19 protein-coding genes and 1 pseudogene are annotated in these 18,982 nt (G+C 47.6%); 15 read left to right on the top strand and 5 right to left on the bottom strand.

Translation table 11 applies throughout. The features are described from left to right. Window positions 1-41: 41 nt before the first annotated feature. From phnD to Pcarn_RS07840, 10 genes and pseudogenes are all read left to right on the top strand, one after another. A complete protein-coding gene (gene phnD / locus Pcarn_RS07885) occupies window positions 42-980 on the top strand; it encodes a phosphate/phosphite/phosphonate ABC transporter substrate-binding protein (RefSeq protein ID WP_261833319.1) in 939 nt (312 codons plus the stop codon). Window positions 981-988: 8 nt separating this feature from the next. Beyond that, window positions 989-1,792, top strand: a complete 804-nt coding sequence (phnC, locus tag Pcarn_RS07880; RefSeq protein ID WP_261833318.1) for a phosphonate ABC transporter ATP-binding protein — start codon at window positions 989-991, stop codon at window positions 1,790-1,792. Further along, window positions 1,789-2,589 (top strand): phosphonate ABC transporter, permease protein PhnE, encoded by an 801-nt coding sequence (phnE, locus tag Pcarn_RS07875; RefSeq protein ID WP_261833317.1) that lies wholly within the window; start codon window positions 1,789-1,791, stop codon window positions 2,587-2,589. Before phnC ends, phnE (Pcarn_RS07875) begins: the two co-directional genes overlap by 4 nt. Before the next feature lie 8 nt (window positions 2,590-2,597). Then, a complete protein-coding gene (phnE, locus tag Pcarn_RS07870) occupies window positions 2,598-3,398 on the top strand; it encodes a phosphonate ABC transporter, permease protein PhnE (protein ID WP_261833316.1) in 801 nt (266 codons plus the stop codon). Between the two features lie 437 nt (window positions 3,399-3,835). Then, window positions 3,836-4,192, top strand: a complete 357-nt coding sequence (locus tag Pcarn_RS07865; protein WP_261833315.1) for a hypothetical protein — start codon at window positions 3,836-3,838, stop codon at window positions 4,190-4,192. Between the two features lie 312 nt (window positions 4,193-4,504). Then, window positions 4,505-5,710 (top strand): annotated as a pseudogene (locus Pcarn_RS07860) (protein-disulfide reductase DsbD family protein); the annotation flags it as partial. A gap of 79 nt (window positions 5,711-5,789) precedes the next feature. Beyond that, window positions 5,790-6,440 (top strand): glutathione S-transferase, encoded by a 651-nt coding sequence (locus Pcarn_RS07855; protein WP_261833314.1) that lies wholly within the window; start codon window positions 5,790-5,792, stop codon window positions 6,438-6,440. Between the two features lie 21 nt (window positions 6,441-6,461). After that, window positions 6,462-6,734, top strand: a complete 273-nt coding sequence (locus tag Pcarn_RS07850) for a GNAT family N-acetyltransferase (protein WP_261833313.1) — start codon at window positions 6,462-6,464, stop codon at window positions 6,732-6,734. A 105-nt stretch (window positions 6,735-6,839) separates the two neighbouring features. Continuing rightward, on the top strand, window positions 6,840-8,255 hold the full coding sequence (locus tag Pcarn_RS07845; RefSeq protein WP_261833312.1) for a hypothetical protein: 1,416 nt from the start codon (window positions 6,840-6,842) through the stop codon (window positions 8,253-8,255). 77 nt (window positions 8,256-8,332) lie between these two features. Continuing rightward, complete coding sequence (locus Pcarn_RS07840; RefSeq protein ID WP_261833311.1) at window positions 8,333-9,334, top strand: metal-dependent hydrolase; 1,002 nt, start codon at window positions 8,333-8,335, stop codon at window positions 9,332-9,334. Between the two features lie 112 nt (window positions 9,335-9,446). Here Pcarn_RS07840 and Pcarn_RS07835 read toward each other — a convergent pair whose 3' ends face one another. Beyond that, entirely contained in the window at window positions 9,447-9,956 is a 510-nt protein-coding gene (locus tag Pcarn_RS07835; RefSeq protein WP_261833310.1) for a hypothetical protein, read from the bottom strand. A 347-nt stretch (window positions 9,957-10,303) separates the two neighbouring features. Here Pcarn_RS07835 and Pcarn_RS07830 point away from each other — a divergent pair, with 347 nt between their 5' ends. Both Pcarn_RS07830 and Pcarn_RS07825 read left to right on the top strand, forming a co-directional pair. Next, window positions 10,304-10,894, top strand: a complete 591-nt coding sequence (locus Pcarn_RS07830; RefSeq protein WP_261833309.1) for a uracil-DNA glycosylase family protein — start codon at window positions 10,304-10,306, stop codon at window positions 10,892-10,894. Window positions 10,895-10,939: 45 nt separating this feature from the next. Further along, on the top strand, window positions 10,940-11,347 hold the full coding sequence (locus tag Pcarn_RS07825; RefSeq protein ID WP_261833308.1) for a GFA family protein: 408 nt from the start codon (window positions 10,940-10,942) through the stop codon (window positions 11,345-11,347). Between the two features lie 348 nt (window positions 11,348-11,695). Here Pcarn_RS07825 and Pcarn_RS07820 read toward each other — a convergent pair whose 3' ends face one another. The 4 genes from Pcarn_RS07820 to hisD are packed head-to-tail and all read right to left on the bottom strand — an operon-like array spanning window position 11,696 to window position 15,453. Next, on the bottom strand, window positions 11,696-12,406 hold the full coding sequence (locus Pcarn_RS07820; protein ID WP_261833307.1) for an alpha/beta fold hydrolase: 711 nt from the start codon (window positions 12,404-12,406) through the stop codon (window positions 11,696-11,698). Then, a complete protein-coding gene (locus Pcarn_RS07815; protein WP_261833306.1) occupies window positions 12,403-13,410 on the bottom strand; it encodes a cupin domain-containing protein in 1,008 nt (335 codons plus the stop codon). The genes Pcarn_RS07820 and Pcarn_RS07815 overlap by 4 nt, the downstream gene beginning before the upstream one ends. Before the next feature lie 14 nt (window positions 13,411-13,424). Further along, window positions 13,425-14,159 (bottom strand): SDR family NAD(P)-dependent oxidoreductase, encoded by a 735-nt coding sequence (locus tag Pcarn_RS07810; protein ID WP_261833305.1) that lies wholly within the window; start codon window positions 14,157-14,159, stop codon window positions 13,425-13,427. 1 nt (window position 14,160) lies between these two features. After that, window positions 14,161-15,453: a histidinol dehydrogenase gene (gene hisD, locus Pcarn_RS07805; RefSeq protein WP_261833304.1), complete on the bottom strand. Its 1,293-nt coding sequence runs from the start codon at window positions 15,451-15,453 to the stop codon at window positions 14,161-14,163. 316 nt (window positions 15,454-15,769) lie between these two features. On the opposite strand from hisD, the gene Pcarn_RS07800 reads away from it, so the two are divergent. From Pcarn_RS07800 to Pcarn_RS07790, 3 genes are all read left to right on the top strand, one after another. Then, window positions 15,770-16,519 carry an HpcH/HpaI aldolase family protein gene (locus tag Pcarn_RS07800; protein WP_261833303.1) on the top strand — a complete coding sequence of 250 codons (750 nt, stop codon included), beginning with the start codon at window positions 15,770-15,772 and terminating at the stop codon, window positions 16,517-16,519. Between the two features lie 183 nt (window positions 16,520-16,702). Next, complete coding sequence (locus Pcarn_RS07795) at window positions 16,703-17,656, top strand: LacI family DNA-binding transcriptional regulator (protein ID WP_261835658.1); 954 nt, start codon at window positions 16,703-16,705, stop codon at window positions 17,654-17,656. 269 nt (window positions 17,657-17,925) lie between these two features. Further along, window positions 17,926-18,918: a TRAP transporter substrate-binding protein gene (locus Pcarn_RS07790; RefSeq protein WP_261833302.1), complete on the top strand. Its 993-nt coding sequence runs from the start codon at window positions 17,926-17,928 to the stop codon at window positions 18,916-18,918. Window positions 18,919-18,982: the final 64 nt, after the last annotated feature.

Below are 18,982 nucleotides of genomic sequence, written 5' to 3'. Positions count from 1 at the left end.
TAACTTGCTTCTCGATTTATATCTCAATTAGGAAATAACAAATGAAGCTAGTTAAAACTGCAGTTGCTGCTGCGCTTATGTTTTCTGCAGCCTCTTCTGCAATGGACGCTCGTTATCAAGACCGTAGTGGCAACCTAGTCGCTGATCTGCCACAAAATGAGGCGGAGTGGGTGAATCCAGGTACCCTTATCTTTGCTTACACGCCGGTAGAAGACCCAGCAGTTTATGCAGACGTTTGGAGTGAATTCCTTACGCACATGGAAAAGACCACAGGTAAAAATGTGCGTTTCTTCCCTGTACAGAATAACGCAGCACAGATTGAAGCGATGCGCTCTGGTCGTCTACATATCGCTGGCTTCAACACAGGCTCGACCCCTCTTGCGGTTAATTGTGCGGGCTTTGCTCCGTTTACGATGATGGCGGCAGAAGATGGTTCATTTGGTTATGAGATGGAGATCATCACCTATCCAAACTCTAGCATTGAGAAGGTAGAAGACCTAAAGGGTAAGAACCTAGCCTTTACCGCTCAGACTTCAAACTCTGGCTTCAAAGCGCCTTCTGCTATCTTGGCTGCTGAATACAATATGACGCCGGATAATGACTTTAAGCCGGCCTTCTCTGGTGCGCACGATAACTCTATCTTAGGTGTTGCTCATAGAGACTATGATGCGGCTGCGGTAGCAAATTCCGTATTGAACCGTATGCTTTCTCGCGATGTGGTAAAAGAAGAGCAGATCAAGAGCATCTACAAGTCTCAAACCTTCCCAACTACAGCCTATGGACTAGCGCACAACCTGCACCCAGAGCTTCAAGAGAAGATCAAACAAGCCTTCTTTAGCTTTGACTGGGATGGAACCAAACTAAAACAAGAGTTCGAGCGCAATGGTGAAGCACAGTTCATCCCGATCACCTATCAAGAGCATTGGGAAGTGATCCGCACAATTGATACTGCAAACAACGTTTCTTATACCTGTAGCTAAGGAACGTTATGTCAGCACTCACTCTTAAAGGCCTTACTAAGCATTACTCAGCTCATGATAAAGCACTGACTGATGTAAATATGAAGGTGGAAGCTGGCGAAGTAGTTGGACTTATCGGCCCCTCTGGGGCCGGTAAATCGACACTAATTCGTTGTATTAACCGTTTGACTGAACCTACTTCTGGTGAGGTTCTCTTTTCTAATCAGAACCTAGTTAATCTGTCCAAGTCTGGGCTGCGTTCGGCACGTCGAGAGATAGGCATGATTTTCCAGGAGTATGCCTTGATTGAGCGTTTAACCGTCATGGAGAACGTTCTGTCTGGCCGTCTCGGCTATGTAGGATTTTGGCGCAGTTTCACTCGTCGCTACAGCTCAGAAGATATCCAAACCGCGTATGCCTTATTGGATCGCGTCGGATTACTAGAGCACGCCAATAAGCGAGCCGATGCGCTTTCTGGTGGCCAGCGTCAGCGCGTGGGTATTGCAAGGGCTCTAGCGCAGAACCCTAAGCTTCTGCTTATCGATGAGCCAACCGCCGCGCTTGATCCCAGAACCGCTCGTCAGATCATGCGTCTTATCCGTGAAATCTGTGAAGAGAAGGGATTGCCGGCCATCATTAATATCCATGATGTTCAACTGGCCAAGCAATTTGTGGATCGCATCGTCGGACTGAACTCAGGTGAGGTTGTGTTTGATGGCACGCCAATTGCTCTTGATGAGTCTGTGCTGACCAAGATCTACGGTGAAGAGGATTGGAACCTCACGGTTCAAGAGGAATCTAGTGAGCTAGAGTTGGTTGAGGCTGTGGCATGAGCAAGCAGTACTCGACCACTTGGAAAAAGCCGCCACTGATAGCGAGTGCCTATTTAAGATATGGCTTGGTATTGGCCTCCATTATTTATCTAATCCTGGCCAGCCAGTCAGTTCACATCAACTGGCTTCGAATCTATGAAGGGGCAGAGCGTGGTTGGGCGTTTGTACTAGCCTTTATGTCGCCTGATTTTACCGGACGCTGGAATAACATCTCACAAGGCTTGGTTGAGAGTCTCACCATGACCTTAACCTCCACAGTAGCCGGTGTACTGCTCTCGATCCCTTTTGGTTTAGGTGCGGCGAAGAACATAGCGCCAAAGCCTGTGTATCTGTTCTGCCGCGGATTCATTGCGGTCGCGCGAAGCTTTCAAGAGATCATTATTGCCATCTTGTGTGTGGCCTTGTTTGGCTTTGGCACCTTTGCCGGCTTCGTGACCTTAACCTTCGCCACGATTGGTTTTCTCGCCAAGCTGTTTGCTGATGAGATTGAGGCGATAGACCCAGCGCCATTGACCGCTATGCGATCAACGGGTGCTAGCTGGCTTCAGCAGATCAACTATGCGGTGCAGGCGCAGGTAATACCGCGTTTTATTGGGCTGTCTATGTACCGATTGGACATCAACTTTCGAGAGTCGGCTGTTATTGGCATAGTGGGTGCGGGCGGTATAGGTGCAACCCTGAATACCGCAATGGACAGATACGAATACAGCGCTGCAGCGGCCATATTGCTTATTATCATCGCGATTGTGATGGTGTGTGAGTATGTATCGACCTTGATTCGTCAGCGCGTGCAGTAGGGGGAGCAATGACAGATACGACAACATGGCAGAAATACAGCCAAAAAGAGAGTCTTGCTCGCTGGTTAGCCTGGTTTAGTTTTATTTGCCTAGTGGTGTTTTGCTGGCAGGTGATGAACCGCGAAACCATCTGGTTTTTTGTGACCGATGCGCCGAATCAGTTTTCTGATATCTCATCACGCATGTGGCCTCCTCGCTGGAGTTACCTCGACCAATTATGGCAGCCATTATGGGACACCATTAATATTGCCACCCTAGGTACACTGTTGGGTATTGTATTAGCTTTTCCAGTGGCGTTTCTGGCAGCGAACAATACCACCCCGAGTACTGTGTTTGTGAGACCGATAGCTCTGTTCATCATCGCCGCAAGCCGTTCGATCAACTCATTGATTTGGGCGCTGTTGCTGGTGGCAATTCTAGGCCCTGGCTTGCTAGCGGGCATCATAGCCATTGCGCTTCGCTCAATCGGCTTTGTCGCCAAGCTAATGTATGAAGCAATCGAGGAAGTAAATGCGACACAGGTATCGGCTATCAGAGCAACCGGTGCTTCACCACTTCAGGTATTGGATTACGGCATTATGCCGCAGGTGATGCCAAGTTTTATCGGGACTAGCTTGTTCCGATGGGACATTAATATCCGTGAATCGACCGTATTGGGGCTAGTGGGCGCAGGCGGTATTGGCTTGAAGTTGCAAGAGTCGATGGCGGTATTGGCATGGCCTCAAGTTACTGTGATCTTCTGTGCGATCTTGGTGACTGTGGTCATCTCGGAGTGGGTATCCGCGAAGGCACGACACGCACTTATCTAGCTTTTCGTAAACTATTCGATATTTTGAACAGGGTCTGATTTTCAGGCCCTGTTTTTTTAGTGATATGAATAGTTTAGGTTTCTGAATCTCTATGTAAGGTTTCTGTGAAATTTCATACATCGGCTTGTAATACAGGTCTTTGGCCCCTTAGTGTAAACGCGCCTTTCGCTAGACACTCAATTCACGTTGTAGAGCTTAAATTGAGAGGTATAGATATAAGCATTAAAGGGTGTTTAGCCATGTTTGCAATGCTCATGGCAATAGGTGGAGCTGTTTGTGCGGCTTTGGGATTACTGGTTCTATTGGTGTTGTGCTTTGTGTAGGACACATTTAGATACCATTTGGAAACGCCAAAATAGGGAGAAATGGACAATAACAGTTGCACTGATTTGTTAATACTTCACACTAATTGTTAATTCGTTCACCAGTTCGCAAACATGTTATTCGCATCCCATAGGCAACATTCGTTTAAGTGGTCTTTGATCCTAGTTTTCTGGGTGATCACTGTGTGTCTGGCGAAAAATAGTGGTGTGTTTAACGCGTGCTCGACGAGTTATGTGGGGGAGGAACAAGCATCTTCTTCTACCTACATCGATAGTGGTGAATGTGATCTATCTGAACAATTGCTGAGTGCTCATCAGCATCAGGTTGATTCACAGGTGTTAACTCTGTTTGTGTTGGCCTTGGTTATAATTACTTGGCTGTTGGTGACACAAAATCAATTTGACCCATTCACTGAGCCCATAGTCAATAAGACTAGGGTGCATCTGCTCCTGTGTGTATTTAGAGAATAAACGAATCAAGGATTGGCTATCGCCAGAACATCTCGATTTCTTTATTTTATAGGTACATTTATGAATTATTCTAGGGCAATAAAACGTACATCCTTATTAGGGCTGTTCGTAATTCTGATTGCCACTTTTTCTTTAGCCGTCAATGCCGACAGCTCAGAACAGAGTTACGCTTCAGACGCCCACATGCAAGGCGTATCTGAGTTTGCTTCAGAACAGGCAGTTTCAAACTCTACCAAGCTAGAAAGCCAACCCGTATCTGAGAGTGAGCCTCTCACTGCACCAAGTTCCAACAGCACACCGCCAAGCGAGGATTCCATGCTACAAATGTTTCTATTCGCTTTAATTGGCGGCCTTATCTTAAACATCATGCCCTGTGTTTTACCTGTACTGGGAATGAAACTTGGAAGCGTAATCTCAGCGAAAGGGCTAGAGAAAAAACAGATCCGCTTGCAGTTTATCTCGTCGGCTTTGGGCATATTGAGTTCGTTCTGGCTGATTGCCGGTTTTCTTTCACTGCTTAAATTCTCCGGTAGCGCAGTCGGGTGGGGAATTCAGTTTCAAAGTGGATGGTTTATCGCCCTAATGGTACTCGTCACTGGCCTGTTTGGATTCAATATGCTGGGCCTGTTTGATATTAGGCTCTCTTCATCAGCGAGTACTTGGATGGCGTCAAAAGGTGACAACTCATATCGAGGACACTACCTGCAAGGTATGTTCGCGACCTTACTAGCCACCCCTTGCACAGCACCTTTTCTTGGCACCGCGGTCGCCTTTGCGTTGACCACTAGTATCCCCACTATGATTGCGATTTTTAGTGCCCTAGGTTTAGGTATGGCTCTGCCTTGGATTTTGGTCGCTTGTTTCCCTTCTATCGCGTTGGCTCTCCCAAAAGCGGGCCCTTGGATGAATAAGGTCAAGCTGATATTTGCCGCTATGATGCTGATGACCTGTTTATGGCTGCTGACACTACTGGCTAATCATCTACCTATCTTTTGGGTCTATGTTATTGGTATTGCTGGCTTTGTTTCCTTGGTACTAAGGGTACTTAAGATTCATGGTCCAAAACCAACCGCATGGCTGGGTGGGGGAGCCCTCTCGTTTGTCACCTTGGGCATGATAGTCGCAAGTCTTAATGCGGACAGTTGGGCCACACCATTGCCAAAAGACCCAGATTGGGTGCCACTATCTACACAAGCGATAGATGATTACGTTGCGGACGGTAGAACCGTTTTTGTAAACGTCACCGCCGACTGGTGTATAACCTGCCGAGCAAACAAGATAGGAGTCCTGCTGCAAAACCCTGTCTATGACTCGTTGACAAACAGCACTGTGGTGCCAATGGAAGGGGACTGGACCGTAGCCAGTGACCCTATCACTGATTATCTGAGACAAAACGGCCGGGTTGGCGTGCCCTTTAATATGGTTTACGGACCAGCAACACCCGAAGGGATCCCGCTACCGATTATCCTAAGTGAAGAAGCGGTTATGTCTGCTATTAAACTTGCGAGTGGGCTTTAGGGCTTTACCAGCACTTTTGCAGGTAAAGGAATTTCAATCGGCTTATAGTTTATGGCATAGGCTTTAACCGGAGAGCACCTTGTCGCCCGTTTTGTATTCACTGCACAACTGTCCTTATGCCATTAGGGCCAGACTCGCACTGCTCAGAGCGAAGCAAACCGTGCGCATGCGCTCCATCAAGCTCGACAATAAACCCGATGAGATGCTGCAAGTTTCTCCTAAGGGCAGTGTGCCTGTGTTGGTGGTTGAAGATTCCTTAGTGATTGAAGAGAGCCTAGAGATCATGCTCTGGGCTCTCGAGCAAAACGACCCCGATGATCTTCTCTGGGCTGACAGTCCAAGTGCACTGCCGGAGATGCTGACTTTTATTTATGAGTTTGAGCGCACTTTCACCCCGGCGATGAATACCTTTGCCTGCGCTAAGCGCTATCATGAAGACAATATCAATGTGCTTCGGGCGCATTGTGAGGCGGAGCTATCAAAGCTTGAGCACCGCTTAAGTCAGCATGCGTTTGTCTTCTCAGAGGAGGAGACTTTGGTTGATATCGCTTTGCTACCGTTTCTACGTAAATATGCCCGTATCGACAAGCAATGGTTTCGTAACAGCTCATATTTGAACCTGAAAAACTGGTTGAATGGCTACATTCAAAGCCCGCTATTCTCAAAGGTGATGAAGCACTATGAATTGTGGACGGATAATCGAATCGACCAGGATTTTGGTCCTAACTAGATTGAGTTAAAGGATGAAAGAATGTTAGTGAATGACACAGAAAAACAAGAGTATCGAGTGGCGTTAGAGGGTGATCACTTTGCTGTGGCGAAATACTCAATACAGGGCAAGGTTATGGAGATCTATTCCACTCGCGTGCCGGATGAGTTGCAAGGGAAAGGCTACGGGAAAGTAATGATGGAAACCATACTGCCCGAGGTTGAGAAACAAGGTTATAAGGTGATTCCTACCTGTAGCTATGTGGCGCACTATTTGAATCGTAATGCTCAATGGCAGTATCTTTTAGCGGATTAACGCCCACTTCAAAGTCGCAGGTAAAGCTTTGTAAATAACATTTCAGCTGACCCTATTTAGGCATAGTGTAATTAGAACAATACCGACAAATTAGGGACTGCTAGGGTGCGTATGTTTCGGCTTGCTTTGGGTTTAGTGTTATTTACCTTCCTTTCTACGGCAATGGCTCAAGATAGCAAAGCCGTTCGCGATATCACTCAGTATCAAGTGGATGAAAAGGCGCTAACCGACGCCGTTGCTTCACGCACCTTATCTTGGCTGACCGGAAGTTCATCTAACAATGACTATGTTTCCGTTGGTCGCACGGCGAACTATTTTGGCTTTGTCGGTCTGCGCGTGGCAAGTGGCCATAGTTTATCTAGAAGCCAGATTGCCAAACAAACTCTCTCCGTGCTCGACCCCAAGCAAAGATCGGCCTTGATATCCTTAGTCGAGAAGCAAAAATCGCCTTTCAAGCAGGTCTCCAACAGCCGTTTGGCAATGAATAGGGCGCTCGAAGGGCTGTTAGTCGGAGAGAATATTTCTGAAGAAGACTTTATCGCTCTTGGTCGAGCCTATGGTGAAGATGAAGCCAAGCTTGGCGAGGTGATAGCTGAAACCTTTGGCCAAATCATTCAATCTTTATCTAACGAACAGCAACAGCAATTGATGCGAATTCGAGAGGCGCACCTCGAAGGGAAAGGGCAGCAGTTGTCTCTGGTGAATGGCAACCCCAAGATTAAGCTAGGAAAAGAAGATAAAAAGGAATTAGTGAATCTCGCTGCCCGCTTATTAAGCTGGTCTACGGGAGATGAGGCATTCAATGACTTTGAGGTGGTAGGTAAGCCCAGTCAGCATTTTGGTTTTGTGAGTTTGAGACTAGCTTCAAATCATGGAATTAAGCGAGGTCAGGTATCGAAAGAGGTGATGTCCTTGCTTAACGAAGAACAGAGACAAACACTGGTACTGTCAGCAAAAAGCAATATTGCGGATTTTGATGACTTCTTGAAGCAGCGCGCAATGTTGATGAGAAGCCTAGATGAAGCGCAAAAGGGCGAACTGATCGACAGTGAAAAGGTAGTTGAATATGGCCGTGAGGTTGGGAAACTAGAAGCTAGGATGACCTGGGATCAGGCGATGGCGATGCTAGCGGTTAGAGAATCCTTAAGCGATGAGCAGTCTCAAGCCTTGCTCGCTCTTCGCAGTAAATATACCTTGAGTGAAGAGCTATCAGCGCAAAACTCCCTCGACCGAGGCCGTCAGCTGTACGCCCAATGCGCCTTGTGTCATCTGAGTTCATCGGCACCGAGCCTAGACTCCATTGTTGGGCGAAAGGTCGCCTCAGACAGCGGTTATAGTAACTACTCAGCTGCATTGGTGGAGCTTTCAAATCGTCAGCCTATCTGGACAGAGGCACTATTGAGTGAGTTTATTGATTCGCCCAAGAAACTCATCCCCGGAACTTACATGGGATATCGAGGACTGAGCCAAGCTCAGGATCGACAGGCACTCATAGGGTATTTGAAGACGCTGAAGGAATGACTTCATCGATAAACTAGACCTATTCTCGAACCGCAATCTATCATTGAGATAAGTGTCTAACTATCAATGAGTTAAATATGGATCCTCTGACACAGGGACTGCTCGGCGCCTCGCTGTCTCTATCTGCATGTAAGAAGCAGCATCTGCGTGTCGCAGGTGTCTTGGGGTTTCTAGCTGCAATGGCGCCAGATTTAGACGTACTGATTCGCTCTTCGAGCGATCCTTTGCTGTTCTTGGAATACCATAGGCACTTTACCCATTCGCTTCTATTTATCCCTTTTGGCAGTTTGATTTGTGCTTTGGCATTGCATCCAATTTTTGCCAAGAAACGGGGGCTTTCATTTAAACAAAGCTGGCTTTATTGCGCTCTAGGATATGGCACTCATGGTCTGCTAGATGCCTGTACCTCTTACGGCACTCAGTTATTATGGCCTTTGTCCTCCGAGCGATATGCATGGAATCTTATCTCGGTTATCGACCCGCTGTTTACCCTTCCAATATTGATACTTATTGGGTTTTCTTTGATGAAAAGAAAGCACTCGCTTGCTCGATTGGCTATCGCATGGGCACTGATTTATTTGTCTGTAGGCATAGTGCAAAAAGAGAGGGCAGAGGCAGTAGGCTCGAAATTGGCTTATGAGCGAGAGCATGTTCCGGTTCAACTGATAGCTAAACCAAGCTTTGGCAATATTTTGCTATGGAAGGTGGTGTATGAATATGAGGGCAAATTTTATGTTGATGCAGTTAGAACAGGGGATGTGATAAGCACCTATTCAGGGGAGTCTATAGATAAGTTAGTTCTTTCCAGAGATTTTCCTTGGCTCAACAAAAGTTCTCAGCAGGCCAAAGACGTTGAACGATTTCGCAATTTTTCAGATGGATTCTTAGCACGAGATCCAGATGATGCATCTCGTGTTATTGATGTTCGATACTCTATGGCACCGAATCAAATCCAGCCTTTGTGGGGAATTGAATTGTCAGCCGAAGCTTCAGCTGACAGCCACGCAAAATATGTGACTCTCAGAGATAACAGTTCTGCTTCGAGAAAGATCTACTTAGGTATGCTTTTGGGGCACTAAAGAGAAAAAACCTTTAGCTCTATTGTTTTTAGAGCTAAAGGTTATGTTGAGTGTGTGAAGGTTGGCTTTAGGTAATGATGTGGATACAGCCACATTAGTTTCATCACCGTGGTTACCCTAGGTGGTAACCACCGCCAGTACGTTTACTCGGGTCGTCCCATGTGTAACCGCCACCGGTACGTTCGCTCGGGTCATCCCAGGTATAGCCACCGCCAGTTTTTTCTCTGTGGTCCACATATGCAATACCACCACCGGTTCTTTCACTCGGGTCGTCCCAAGTATAACCGCCACCACCAGTACGTTCGCTCGGATCGTCCCAGGAATAACCACCGCCGGTTTTCTCACTATGGTCAATGTAGGCTATGCCACCACCGGTGCGTTCGCTAGGGTCATCCCAAGTATAACCACCGCCAGTTTTCTCGCTATAGTCAATGTATGCAATACCACCACCGGTTCTTTCACTCGGGTCATCCCAGGTATATCCGCCACCGGTACGTTTACTAGGATCATCCCATGTATAACCGTTTTGGGCACCCATGTTTGGATTGACGTTGATGCTCGATGCAAAGGCAACAGGCGCGACGAACAGTGATGTTAGTAGTAGAGTAGATAGAGTTTTCATGGTTTCACCTATGTAGTTGTATTTCTCGATAGCTGAACCGCGTTTCCTGTCGACTTGAAAATATTGCGTTCACATTAAGAGACCTCAGGCCCCTGAAAAATATTTCATTCAATTTCAAACAAAGTGAATAATATTTTTAACAGTGAAGTATTCAGTGTGATAAAAAGAGGCTAATTTATGTGCGAATTGAATGCTGCAACATCCCGTTAGAATTAATTTATTAAGGTTATATAAATCAGTGAGTTACCGGTTTTTAAAGGGTGAGTTCTATAGCCAATGAGTAATCATGTTTAATCGCGATTTTCATACTGCTTTTGAACCCTGTTATTTATGAGAATAAATTGAATATGAGTCTATTTTCTAAGTTATTAGCCGAAGTAAAGTCCTGCACACTTTGCAGTAAACACCTGCCTCTGGGCCCTAGACCCGTGGTTCAGATACACCCTGAAGCTAGGATTCTTATCGCCGGTCAAGCACCCGGAAAACGAGTGCACGATACTGGAATTCCATTTAATGACCCTAGTGGTGATAGGTTGCGTGAGTGGATGGGTGTGTCAAAAGAGGTGTTTTATGACGAAAAGCAGATAGCCCTGTTACCTATGGGATTTTGCTTTCCCGGAACGGGAAAGTCTGGTGATCTGCCACCGAGACCAGAGTGTGCACAAAGGTGGCGAGAACAACTATTGGCGCAACTGCCGAACATTAAACTCATACTGGTGCTGGGAAAACATGCGCAAAGTTATCATTTTGGGAAAAACAAACTGTCACTGACTGAGCTGGCGGCTGGATGGCAAGACTATTGGCCAAACAAGGTTCCCTTGCCGCACCCAAGTCCGCGAAATAATATCTGGCTGAAGCGAAACCCTTGGTTCGAGCAAGAGCTCATTCCGCAGTTGCAAACTAGGGTTGATGAGGTTTTATCACGCCCAGTAGATTAATAATGACTATCTTTATAAAGGTCTGAAATTTAAGGAGTGATCTCGATGAATACAGGTGGATGTCAGTGTGGCAAGGTGCGCTATCAGTTTACTGGTGAGCCTATCAATCAGATGTTTTGTTACTGCTCTGAATGTCAGCATAGAACCGGTGGGGACAAGTGGTTTGGCATCTGGGTGCAGACGGCGAACTTTGAGTTTGTAGGAGAGCTAAAACCGAGTTTTCATACCCGAAAGGGCAGTACAGGCAAGGATGTGCATCATTACTTTTGCCCAGAATGTGGGGTGAATGTATGCGCGGATATCACTGCAGGTAGCTTCTATACCGTAGCGGCTCCAACCCTAGATGAACCTGAAAGCTTCAAGCCTAATATGGCGATTTTTGCTGCTTCTGCTCCTACTTGGGCCGTATTGCCGACAGATATTCCCGTTTATGAGAAATTCCCACCTATGTAACGGGCAATAAAAAGTTTTTGCGGATTAGAGGGAACAACTAATAATTTAGGTTCGTGTGCTCACTCTGCCAGTGATGCATGGCAAGTCGCCGTAAATACTTCCCTGTAGGCTTGGTTTCGGCTGATGCTAACGCTGGAGAGTGATTGATGGAGCAAGGTGTCGCTTGCAGGGAGGCGAGCGCCAAGCGCCCACGGATGGGTTCACCGCGGCCTTGTGAATCAATCGCTCGGAGGGGGTACCACGCTCAGAGGGAGTGTTTGCGCTATCCCCTAATCTGAGAACAACCAAAAAAAAGACCATCAGTGGCAACGAAACTCCTGATGGTCAAACAGCAACACAATTAAACTTTTAACGAATCTTTCTTTCTAGCCAATCGCTTACGATAGATGCTACCTCTATCGGTTTTTCCATACTCGACAGGTGCCCACATTCAGGGATCACATGTAGTGAGACGTCTGCAATGTGCTCTGCCATCAATAGGTGATTAGCCATAGGGCACAGTGCGTCTTGCTTGCCGGTGATCACCAAAGTAGGGCAGGTGATGTCAGAGAGTAGTGGCCTCTGATCTGGTCTGGTGGCAAGGGCTTTGGCGTGCGCCTTTAGCGCTTCGAGCCCCACGCTGATTGTCATCTGGCTTACTCGCTGAGTAAGCTCGGTATCGTGCAATCGAGATTCATGTATAAGCACCGGCATCAATACCTCTGGGGTGATGGCTTCAAACTCACCGTTTACGGCACGCTCTACCAAGGCATCACGCTTTACAGAAACTTCAGGCTTCTCATCGGCTGCATTGGTGTCCATCAGGATTAATCCTTTAACCCTATCTGGTGCTTGCCTGTAAACCTCAAATGCTAAGATGCCACCCATAGACAGGCCGCCCAAAATAAACTCTTTCGGTGCCTCATCTAGAACTTTTTTCGCCATTGCTTGCATAGAGTCTAGGGCGCCAAGCTTTGCGGTTTGTGGAGCTACCCAATTGGGCAACTCCGCGTTCATATCCGCAAACAAGTCTTGGTCGCATAGAAGACCCGGTAGCCAAATTAGCGGGGTTTGACTCATGCCAATACCTCAGGCTGCTCCGGACGGTCACTACCAAGGATGCAGTAGGTTAAGCTCTCGCCACGCAGATTCTGTAGCGAAATAGCCGCACCCTCTGGCACATTAAAAACATCACCTGTAGTTAGAACTACTTCAGCTTTCTGACCGTTTTGTTCAACCGTCACCTTGGTATCGCCGGTGTAGTTGATCAGCACCTGCTTCTCCTTGCGGATGTGCTTAGGTAGCGCAACTTGGTTGTTTAGCTTGTAGGCGTGGATGCTCACCTCATCGGCACTCTTCACTTGGAAATCATAGCCAGCCAGTGGGTGACCGGTCAGCGCATACTGCTGATAATCAACGCCTTCGAAGTCTTGCTTCACAGGGACGTAATCTTTCGCTAAAGCCACAAATGGCATCATCTCTTGAGCTGTGTAGGTATCAAACTGAGACAGTTCTTCTTTGGTCAGCAGAGGCATTAACTCATTCTCTGATGGAGGAGCATCACCAAGGTGTGTATCCACTAGCGTTCCGTCAGCTTTCAAGTAAAGGCCATAGCCCTGGCTGTCTTCGATTACCTTCGGGTGCCAGATAACGCCGCCGCCTGAATCGTCACCGCCCAGTACAGAGTACATAAAGCCATAGTCACGACCGACGACTTCGAAACCGCGGAACAGATTAGTTGGGATAGAGATAACATCACCATGAGATAGCACAGCTTCGTGCTCACCGTCGTTGCCCCAATAGAAACGGAACTGCCCCTTGAAAACTAGAAATAGTTCAGCGGTACGGTGCGAGTGTAGAGAGTTTTTGATGCCAGGAGGTTGGCCCGCTGCACCGATATTAAAGCCTGATGTTTCACGGATATGAACGTGTTGGCGAGTGCTTTCAGCAACGCCTGCGCCAATAATACAGAAGTTGTCTTTTTTATCGCTACCCGGCGAACGTGCGTCGATGAATGCGCTAGTGCCAGGGATCAGCTCCATATAGCGAACGAGATTTTTATCTATTTGGTTTTGTAGGGTCATGGTGATGTCCTTAATCAATTTCCTAAAGGTCTGCCGCCGTCCACAGCGAGCGTGATACCGGTAGAGAAGGTCATGGTTTCAATGGCGGCGAGAACGGCGTTGCCTACCTCGGTTGGATGTGCGAGGCGATTAAGCGGCGTAGCGCCTTCTTGTTTGTTGCGCCAATCGTCGTCCAGCCCTTCTACAAATTCGGTGTCTACAAGCCCGGGAGCCACAGCCAATACTCGAATATCAGGGGAGAGGGCGCGGGCAAGAGAGCGGGTCATATTCTCGGTTGCTGACTTGCTGGCACAGTAAGCGATGTTGCTACCCATAGCGGTTTGCGCGGCGATAGAGGTGATGTTGACCACGCAGCCTTTTGCCTGCTTGAGCGGCGCTTCGAAGGCGCGGACCATAGCAAATGGCGCTCTTACGTTAACGCGCATAATGTTGTCGAACAGCTCGTCAGTAAGGCCGTTTAGGTCTGAGTGTTCCACAAACTTGGTCATGCCGGCGCAGTTAACTAGTGCATCCAAAGGAAGTTGGTCTTGTTGCCATTGCGTGGCAAATGCTTCTATGGCTTGGCTATCGGCAACGTCCAGTTGCTGCGCGGCATGGCCAGAGCCAGGCAGGCTCGCAAGAACCTGCTCAGCCGCTTCTGGTTTGCTGCGATAGGTCAGCACAACGCGATAGCCATTACTGGCAAGAGAGTGGCAGATGGCAGCCCCCAGACCGCCATTGCCCCCTGTCACTAAAGCGACTTTGCTCATATTAAGCCTCTTGCGACTGCTTTTTATAGCGACGCACGCGGATATCAGCTTGCTCTTTGTGTCCAGCAAAGCCTTCTAGAGCACATAGGCGAGAGCAGTATTCGCCCACTTTCAGTGACGCTTCTTCTGTTGCGCGCTGATAAGTACAAGTCTTGATAAACTTACCTACCCATAGGCCGCCAGTGTATTTCGCTGCCTTGTTGGTTGGTAGAGTGTGGTTGGTGCCGATACACTTATCGCCGTAAGAAACATTGGTTTCACGACCTAGGAACAGCGCACCGTAGTTGGTCATGTTGTCTAGGAAGTATTTAGGATCTTCGGTCATTACCTGAACGTGCTCAGAGGCAATCTCATCAGCGACTTCAACCATCTCTTCGTAGCTGTCACACACGATGATCTGACCGTAATCTTCCCACGCTTTACCGGCTACTTCTGCTGTTGGCAGGATAGTTAGCTGACGTTCAATCTCTAGTACCGTTTGCTTAGCAAACGCTTCGCTGTTAGTTAGTAGAACCGCTGGAGAGTTGTAGCCGTGCTCTGCTTGACCAAGAAGGTCAGCCGCGGCTAGCTCAGGGTCACAGCCTTTATCGTCAGCAATAACTAGCGTTTCAGTTGGACCTGCGAATAGGTCGATACCCACACGACCAAATAGCTGACGCTTGGCTTCAGCAACGAATGCGTTACCTGGACCAACAATCATATCTACTGGTGCAATGCTCTCTGTACCGATCGCCATTGCGCCAACCGCTTGCACGCCGCCCATGCAGTAGATCTCATCAGCGCCAGCCATTGCCATGGCTGCCACGATAGCCACGTTTGGCTGACCGTTGAAAGGAGGCGCACACGCGATAACTCGCTTCACACCTGCAACCTTAGCGGTTAGAACACTCATGTGCGCTGAAGCAACCAGCGGGTACTTACCACCTGGGATGTAGCAACCTACGCTGTTTACTGGAATGTTTTTATGACCCAGTACCACGCCTGGTAGTGTTTCTACCTCAACGTCTTTCATTGAGTCGCGTTGGATCTGAGCGAAGTTACGTACTTGGTTTTGAGCGAACTCGATGTCATGACGAGTCGCTTCATCTAGCGCATCCACACACGCTTGAACTTGTTCTTCAGTTAGACGGAACTGCTCTGGTGACCAGTTATCGAATTTTTCAGATAGCTCACGAACGGCAGAATCACCTTGGGTTTCAATGTTCTTTAGGATCTCTTCAACTGTGTTACGCACTTTTTCGTTGTTCGATGCCGATACTTCTGCGGTGATGCCTTCTTTAAGGTAACGAGCCATGAAATGTTCTCCTTGTCGGTGTTCAGTAGGGGATGAAGATGCCTTCTTCAGCCTGTTTTTGTAATTTTGGATACGAATGCAAAAAGAACAATAAACAATAATTTAACATTGAGCAAGGGGTGTTTGTTTTGTTTGAAAAACTGTGTTTAAGCCTTGTAAATGCTGGGTTTTGTCATGCTATGTAGGGTTTGGTGTGCGGTTTTCTTGAACAGCTTTTGTAATAATTGTTAACTTGATCACGATCAATATTGCTGGATTGTTGCAATTTGCGTGATATGTTTTTGCATACCAATGCAAAACAATATGGAGAACAGCAATGTCACTGGCTAAACAGCTTCAATCGCAGAAACAACTAGGTACCTTTGTCAAAACCCCACACCCACATGTGATTGAGGTGCTGGCGCTCAGCAACCTTGATTTCATTATCTTAGATGCAGAGCATTCTCCTTATGACAGGGCTTCTCTAGACCTTTGCATCATGACGGCGCGCTTGTCTGGCCTACCATCTTTGGTGCGTGTGCCGGATGCCCAGCCTTCAACCCTGCTCAATGCCTTAGATTGCGGCGCGAGCGGTGTGCAGGTGCCTCATGTGTGTACAAAAGAGCAGGCTGAACACATCGCTAAGATCACTCGCTATGGTGAGGGCGGCAGGGGATATGCAGGCTCTACTCGTGCTGCGAGTTATGCTACTAAACCTATGCCGAAACACCTTGCGGATAGTAAAGCGAGCACTACGGTTGTAGCCCAGATTGAAGACCCAATCGGTGTTGAGAACGTAGAAGAGATCGCCAAAGTTGAGGGTATCGATGCTCTATTCATTGGTCAGGTGGATCTTGCGGTTGCCTATGGCGCAAGCTCGGTTGCAGATGATGTGGTAACCCAGGCGAGCCTTCGCATCATTAAAGCGGCTAAGGATGTCGGTAAGCCGGTAGGTATGTTCCTAGCGTCGGGAAGCATGGTACCGCAGTGGAGCGAGGCTGGGGTGACCTTCTTCGGCGTTGGTTCTGAGCACAAAATGATCATTGAAGGCTTTAAATTAGAACGAGATCGTATGCTATCCGCTTAGTGCTTTCACAAGATGTAAGAAAAGGTTAATCTTTTGGAATAGCTAGATTACACAGGGCTTATTAATAACCCTTTGTTTTAATTTGGCAAATGGAACGTCCCATAGGTTCTTGGGGCGGCAAGGAGAGCAATAATGAGGAGTGCAGCTATCAAAGCGAAAGTCACCTCTATCGATGTCGCTAAGATGCTTGGGGTATCCCAATCTACCGTGTCGCGAGCTTTTAGCCCGACAGCGAGTATCAGCGAAAAGAAACGTAAAATGGTCATGGAAGCGGCGGCCAAGCTTGGCTATACGCCAAACGCCATTGCCCGTGGACTTATTTCAAACCGCTCTGGTTTGATAGCTATTGCCCTCGATAGCGAATCTAACCCTATGTATGACCTACAAGTGAGAACACTCTCCGCTGAGATACAACGTCGTGGTGGTCAGGTGGTGTTGTGCCCAATCGACCAAGATGACCTAGATCTTGCGATTTCTCGCGCCATTGAATATCAAGTGGACGGCCTGATCATCGCAACCAGCCGTTTATCGGGTAGGGCGTTAGCACAGTGTGAGAAATACGGTGTGCACCTGAGTCTTATTAACCGCTATATCGATGGCATCAACGCCAACAGTGTCGGCTTGGATAATTATCTGGCAGGGCAGATGGCGGCAGAATATCTAGTGAGCAAAGGATATACCAAATTAGGTTATGTCAGCGGTGAAACCGGCTCTATGACCAGTGATGAACGTTGGAGTGGGTTCTCGCAAAAACTTTCGAACTTAGGAATAGCACCACCTATCTTTATTCAATCCCGCTACAACTTTGATGCCGGTATGCAGGCGGCTAAAGAGCTATTGTCGTTGTCAGATCAGCCGCAGGCCTTGTTCTGCGCCAATGATATCTTGGCAATGGGGATGATGGATGGATTGCGACGACAAGGGAAGAAGATTCCCGAGGATTACGCGCTTATCGGCGTGGATGACATCCCTATGAGTGCTTGGCCTTCCTATAATCTGACCACAATTAGGCAACCTTTAGACGATATTACCAAGCAAGCAGTGGACGACTTGATGCTTCGCATCGAGGACGAGCGAGATGCCAATGGTGACTATTTATTGGTTCAAGGTGAGGTTGTGCAAAGAGGAAGCGCCTAAAAGGACGTTGTTCCTCAATACAAAATCACTAAAACAGCGCTCCTCCAACCAGAGGGGCGTTTTTTTATTCTGTGATTTATGCTCCATTTTTCATAATCCGACGGATTTTCATGCACACTTGTTGGGTTTTGTTGTTGACTTGTTACTGTGATGTTTTATTTTTGGATTCGTATGCAAGATTTGGATATGGAATGCACCGAATTGCATCAACGAAATAAATGCTTGTTGCCCCCGAAGGTGATTCAACAAGCAGAACAAGGAAGATAAAAATGAATCATGTAGTAAAGGCTGCAATAGCCACCCTTGGTCTAACCCTAAGTTTTCAATCATTTGCTAGCAACGTCATTCGTTTGGCTCACGACAGCCAAGAAACCTCGCCAGTTCACAAGGCTATGCTTCACTTTGAAAAAGAACTAGAGAAGCGCTCGAACGGTGAACTGGAAGTGGAAATCTATCCAGCGCGTCAGCTAGGTGATGTTCGTGAAACCACAGAGCTTGTACAGCAAGGCAACCTCCAGATGACCTTTGGTGCATCTGTTTTGCTTGCTCCTTATGTACCTGAATTTAACGTTCTGGATGTGTTCTATCTGTTCGATAGCACGGAGCAGGCGCACAAAGCACTAGATAGCGACAATATCGGTAAACCGCTGCTTCAGTCTATGGAGTCAAAGGGCTTCCACGGTCTTGGTTTTATGGAAGTGGGCTTTAGAAGCGTAACCAACAGCAAGCAGCCAATTCAATCTTTGGATGACTTGAAGGGCCTTAAGATCCGCTCGGCGGCAAACCCAACTCAGATAAGCGCTTGGCGTTCAGTAAGCACGGCTCCAACTCCGCTGTCTTGGGGAGAGATCTTTACCTCACTGCAACAGGGCCTGATCAACGCACAAGAGAGTTCTTTGTACTCTATCTACGCAGAGCGTTTCTATGAGGCGCAAGGCTACCTATCTCTAACTAACCACATCTACACCAACTATGTGCTGTTCATGAACAAAGAGTTCTGGGATGCATTGCCAAGCGATCAACAAGCGTTAGTAGATGAGGTTTCTCGCGAGACTATCGCTCTTCAACGCACCCTAGCAGCTGAGCAAAATGCATCGGTAATCGCTGACCTAGAAGAAAAAGGCATGAAGGTAAACGATGTGCCAGCTGAGGTTCGTGAGCAGATGAAAGTGAAGATGAACGCAGCAGTATATGACTCGCTACGTGAGCGTACTGGCGAAGAGCTGTTCGACAACATTATGACTGAAATCCAAAGCCTTTAATCCGTGTTTGGCGCCAGCTGCGGCGCCTTTTTTTTCACCCTCATTATTGGCTAAGGAGAGTTGT

The sequence above is a fragment of the Vibrio ishigakensis genome (assembly GCF_024347675.1).
Classification (GTDB): domain Bacteria; phylum Pseudomonadota; class Gammaproteobacteria; order Enterobacterales; family Vibrionaceae; genus Vibrio; species Vibrio ishigakensis.
This window is presented reverse-complemented; position numbering and strand designations above follow the sequence as displayed.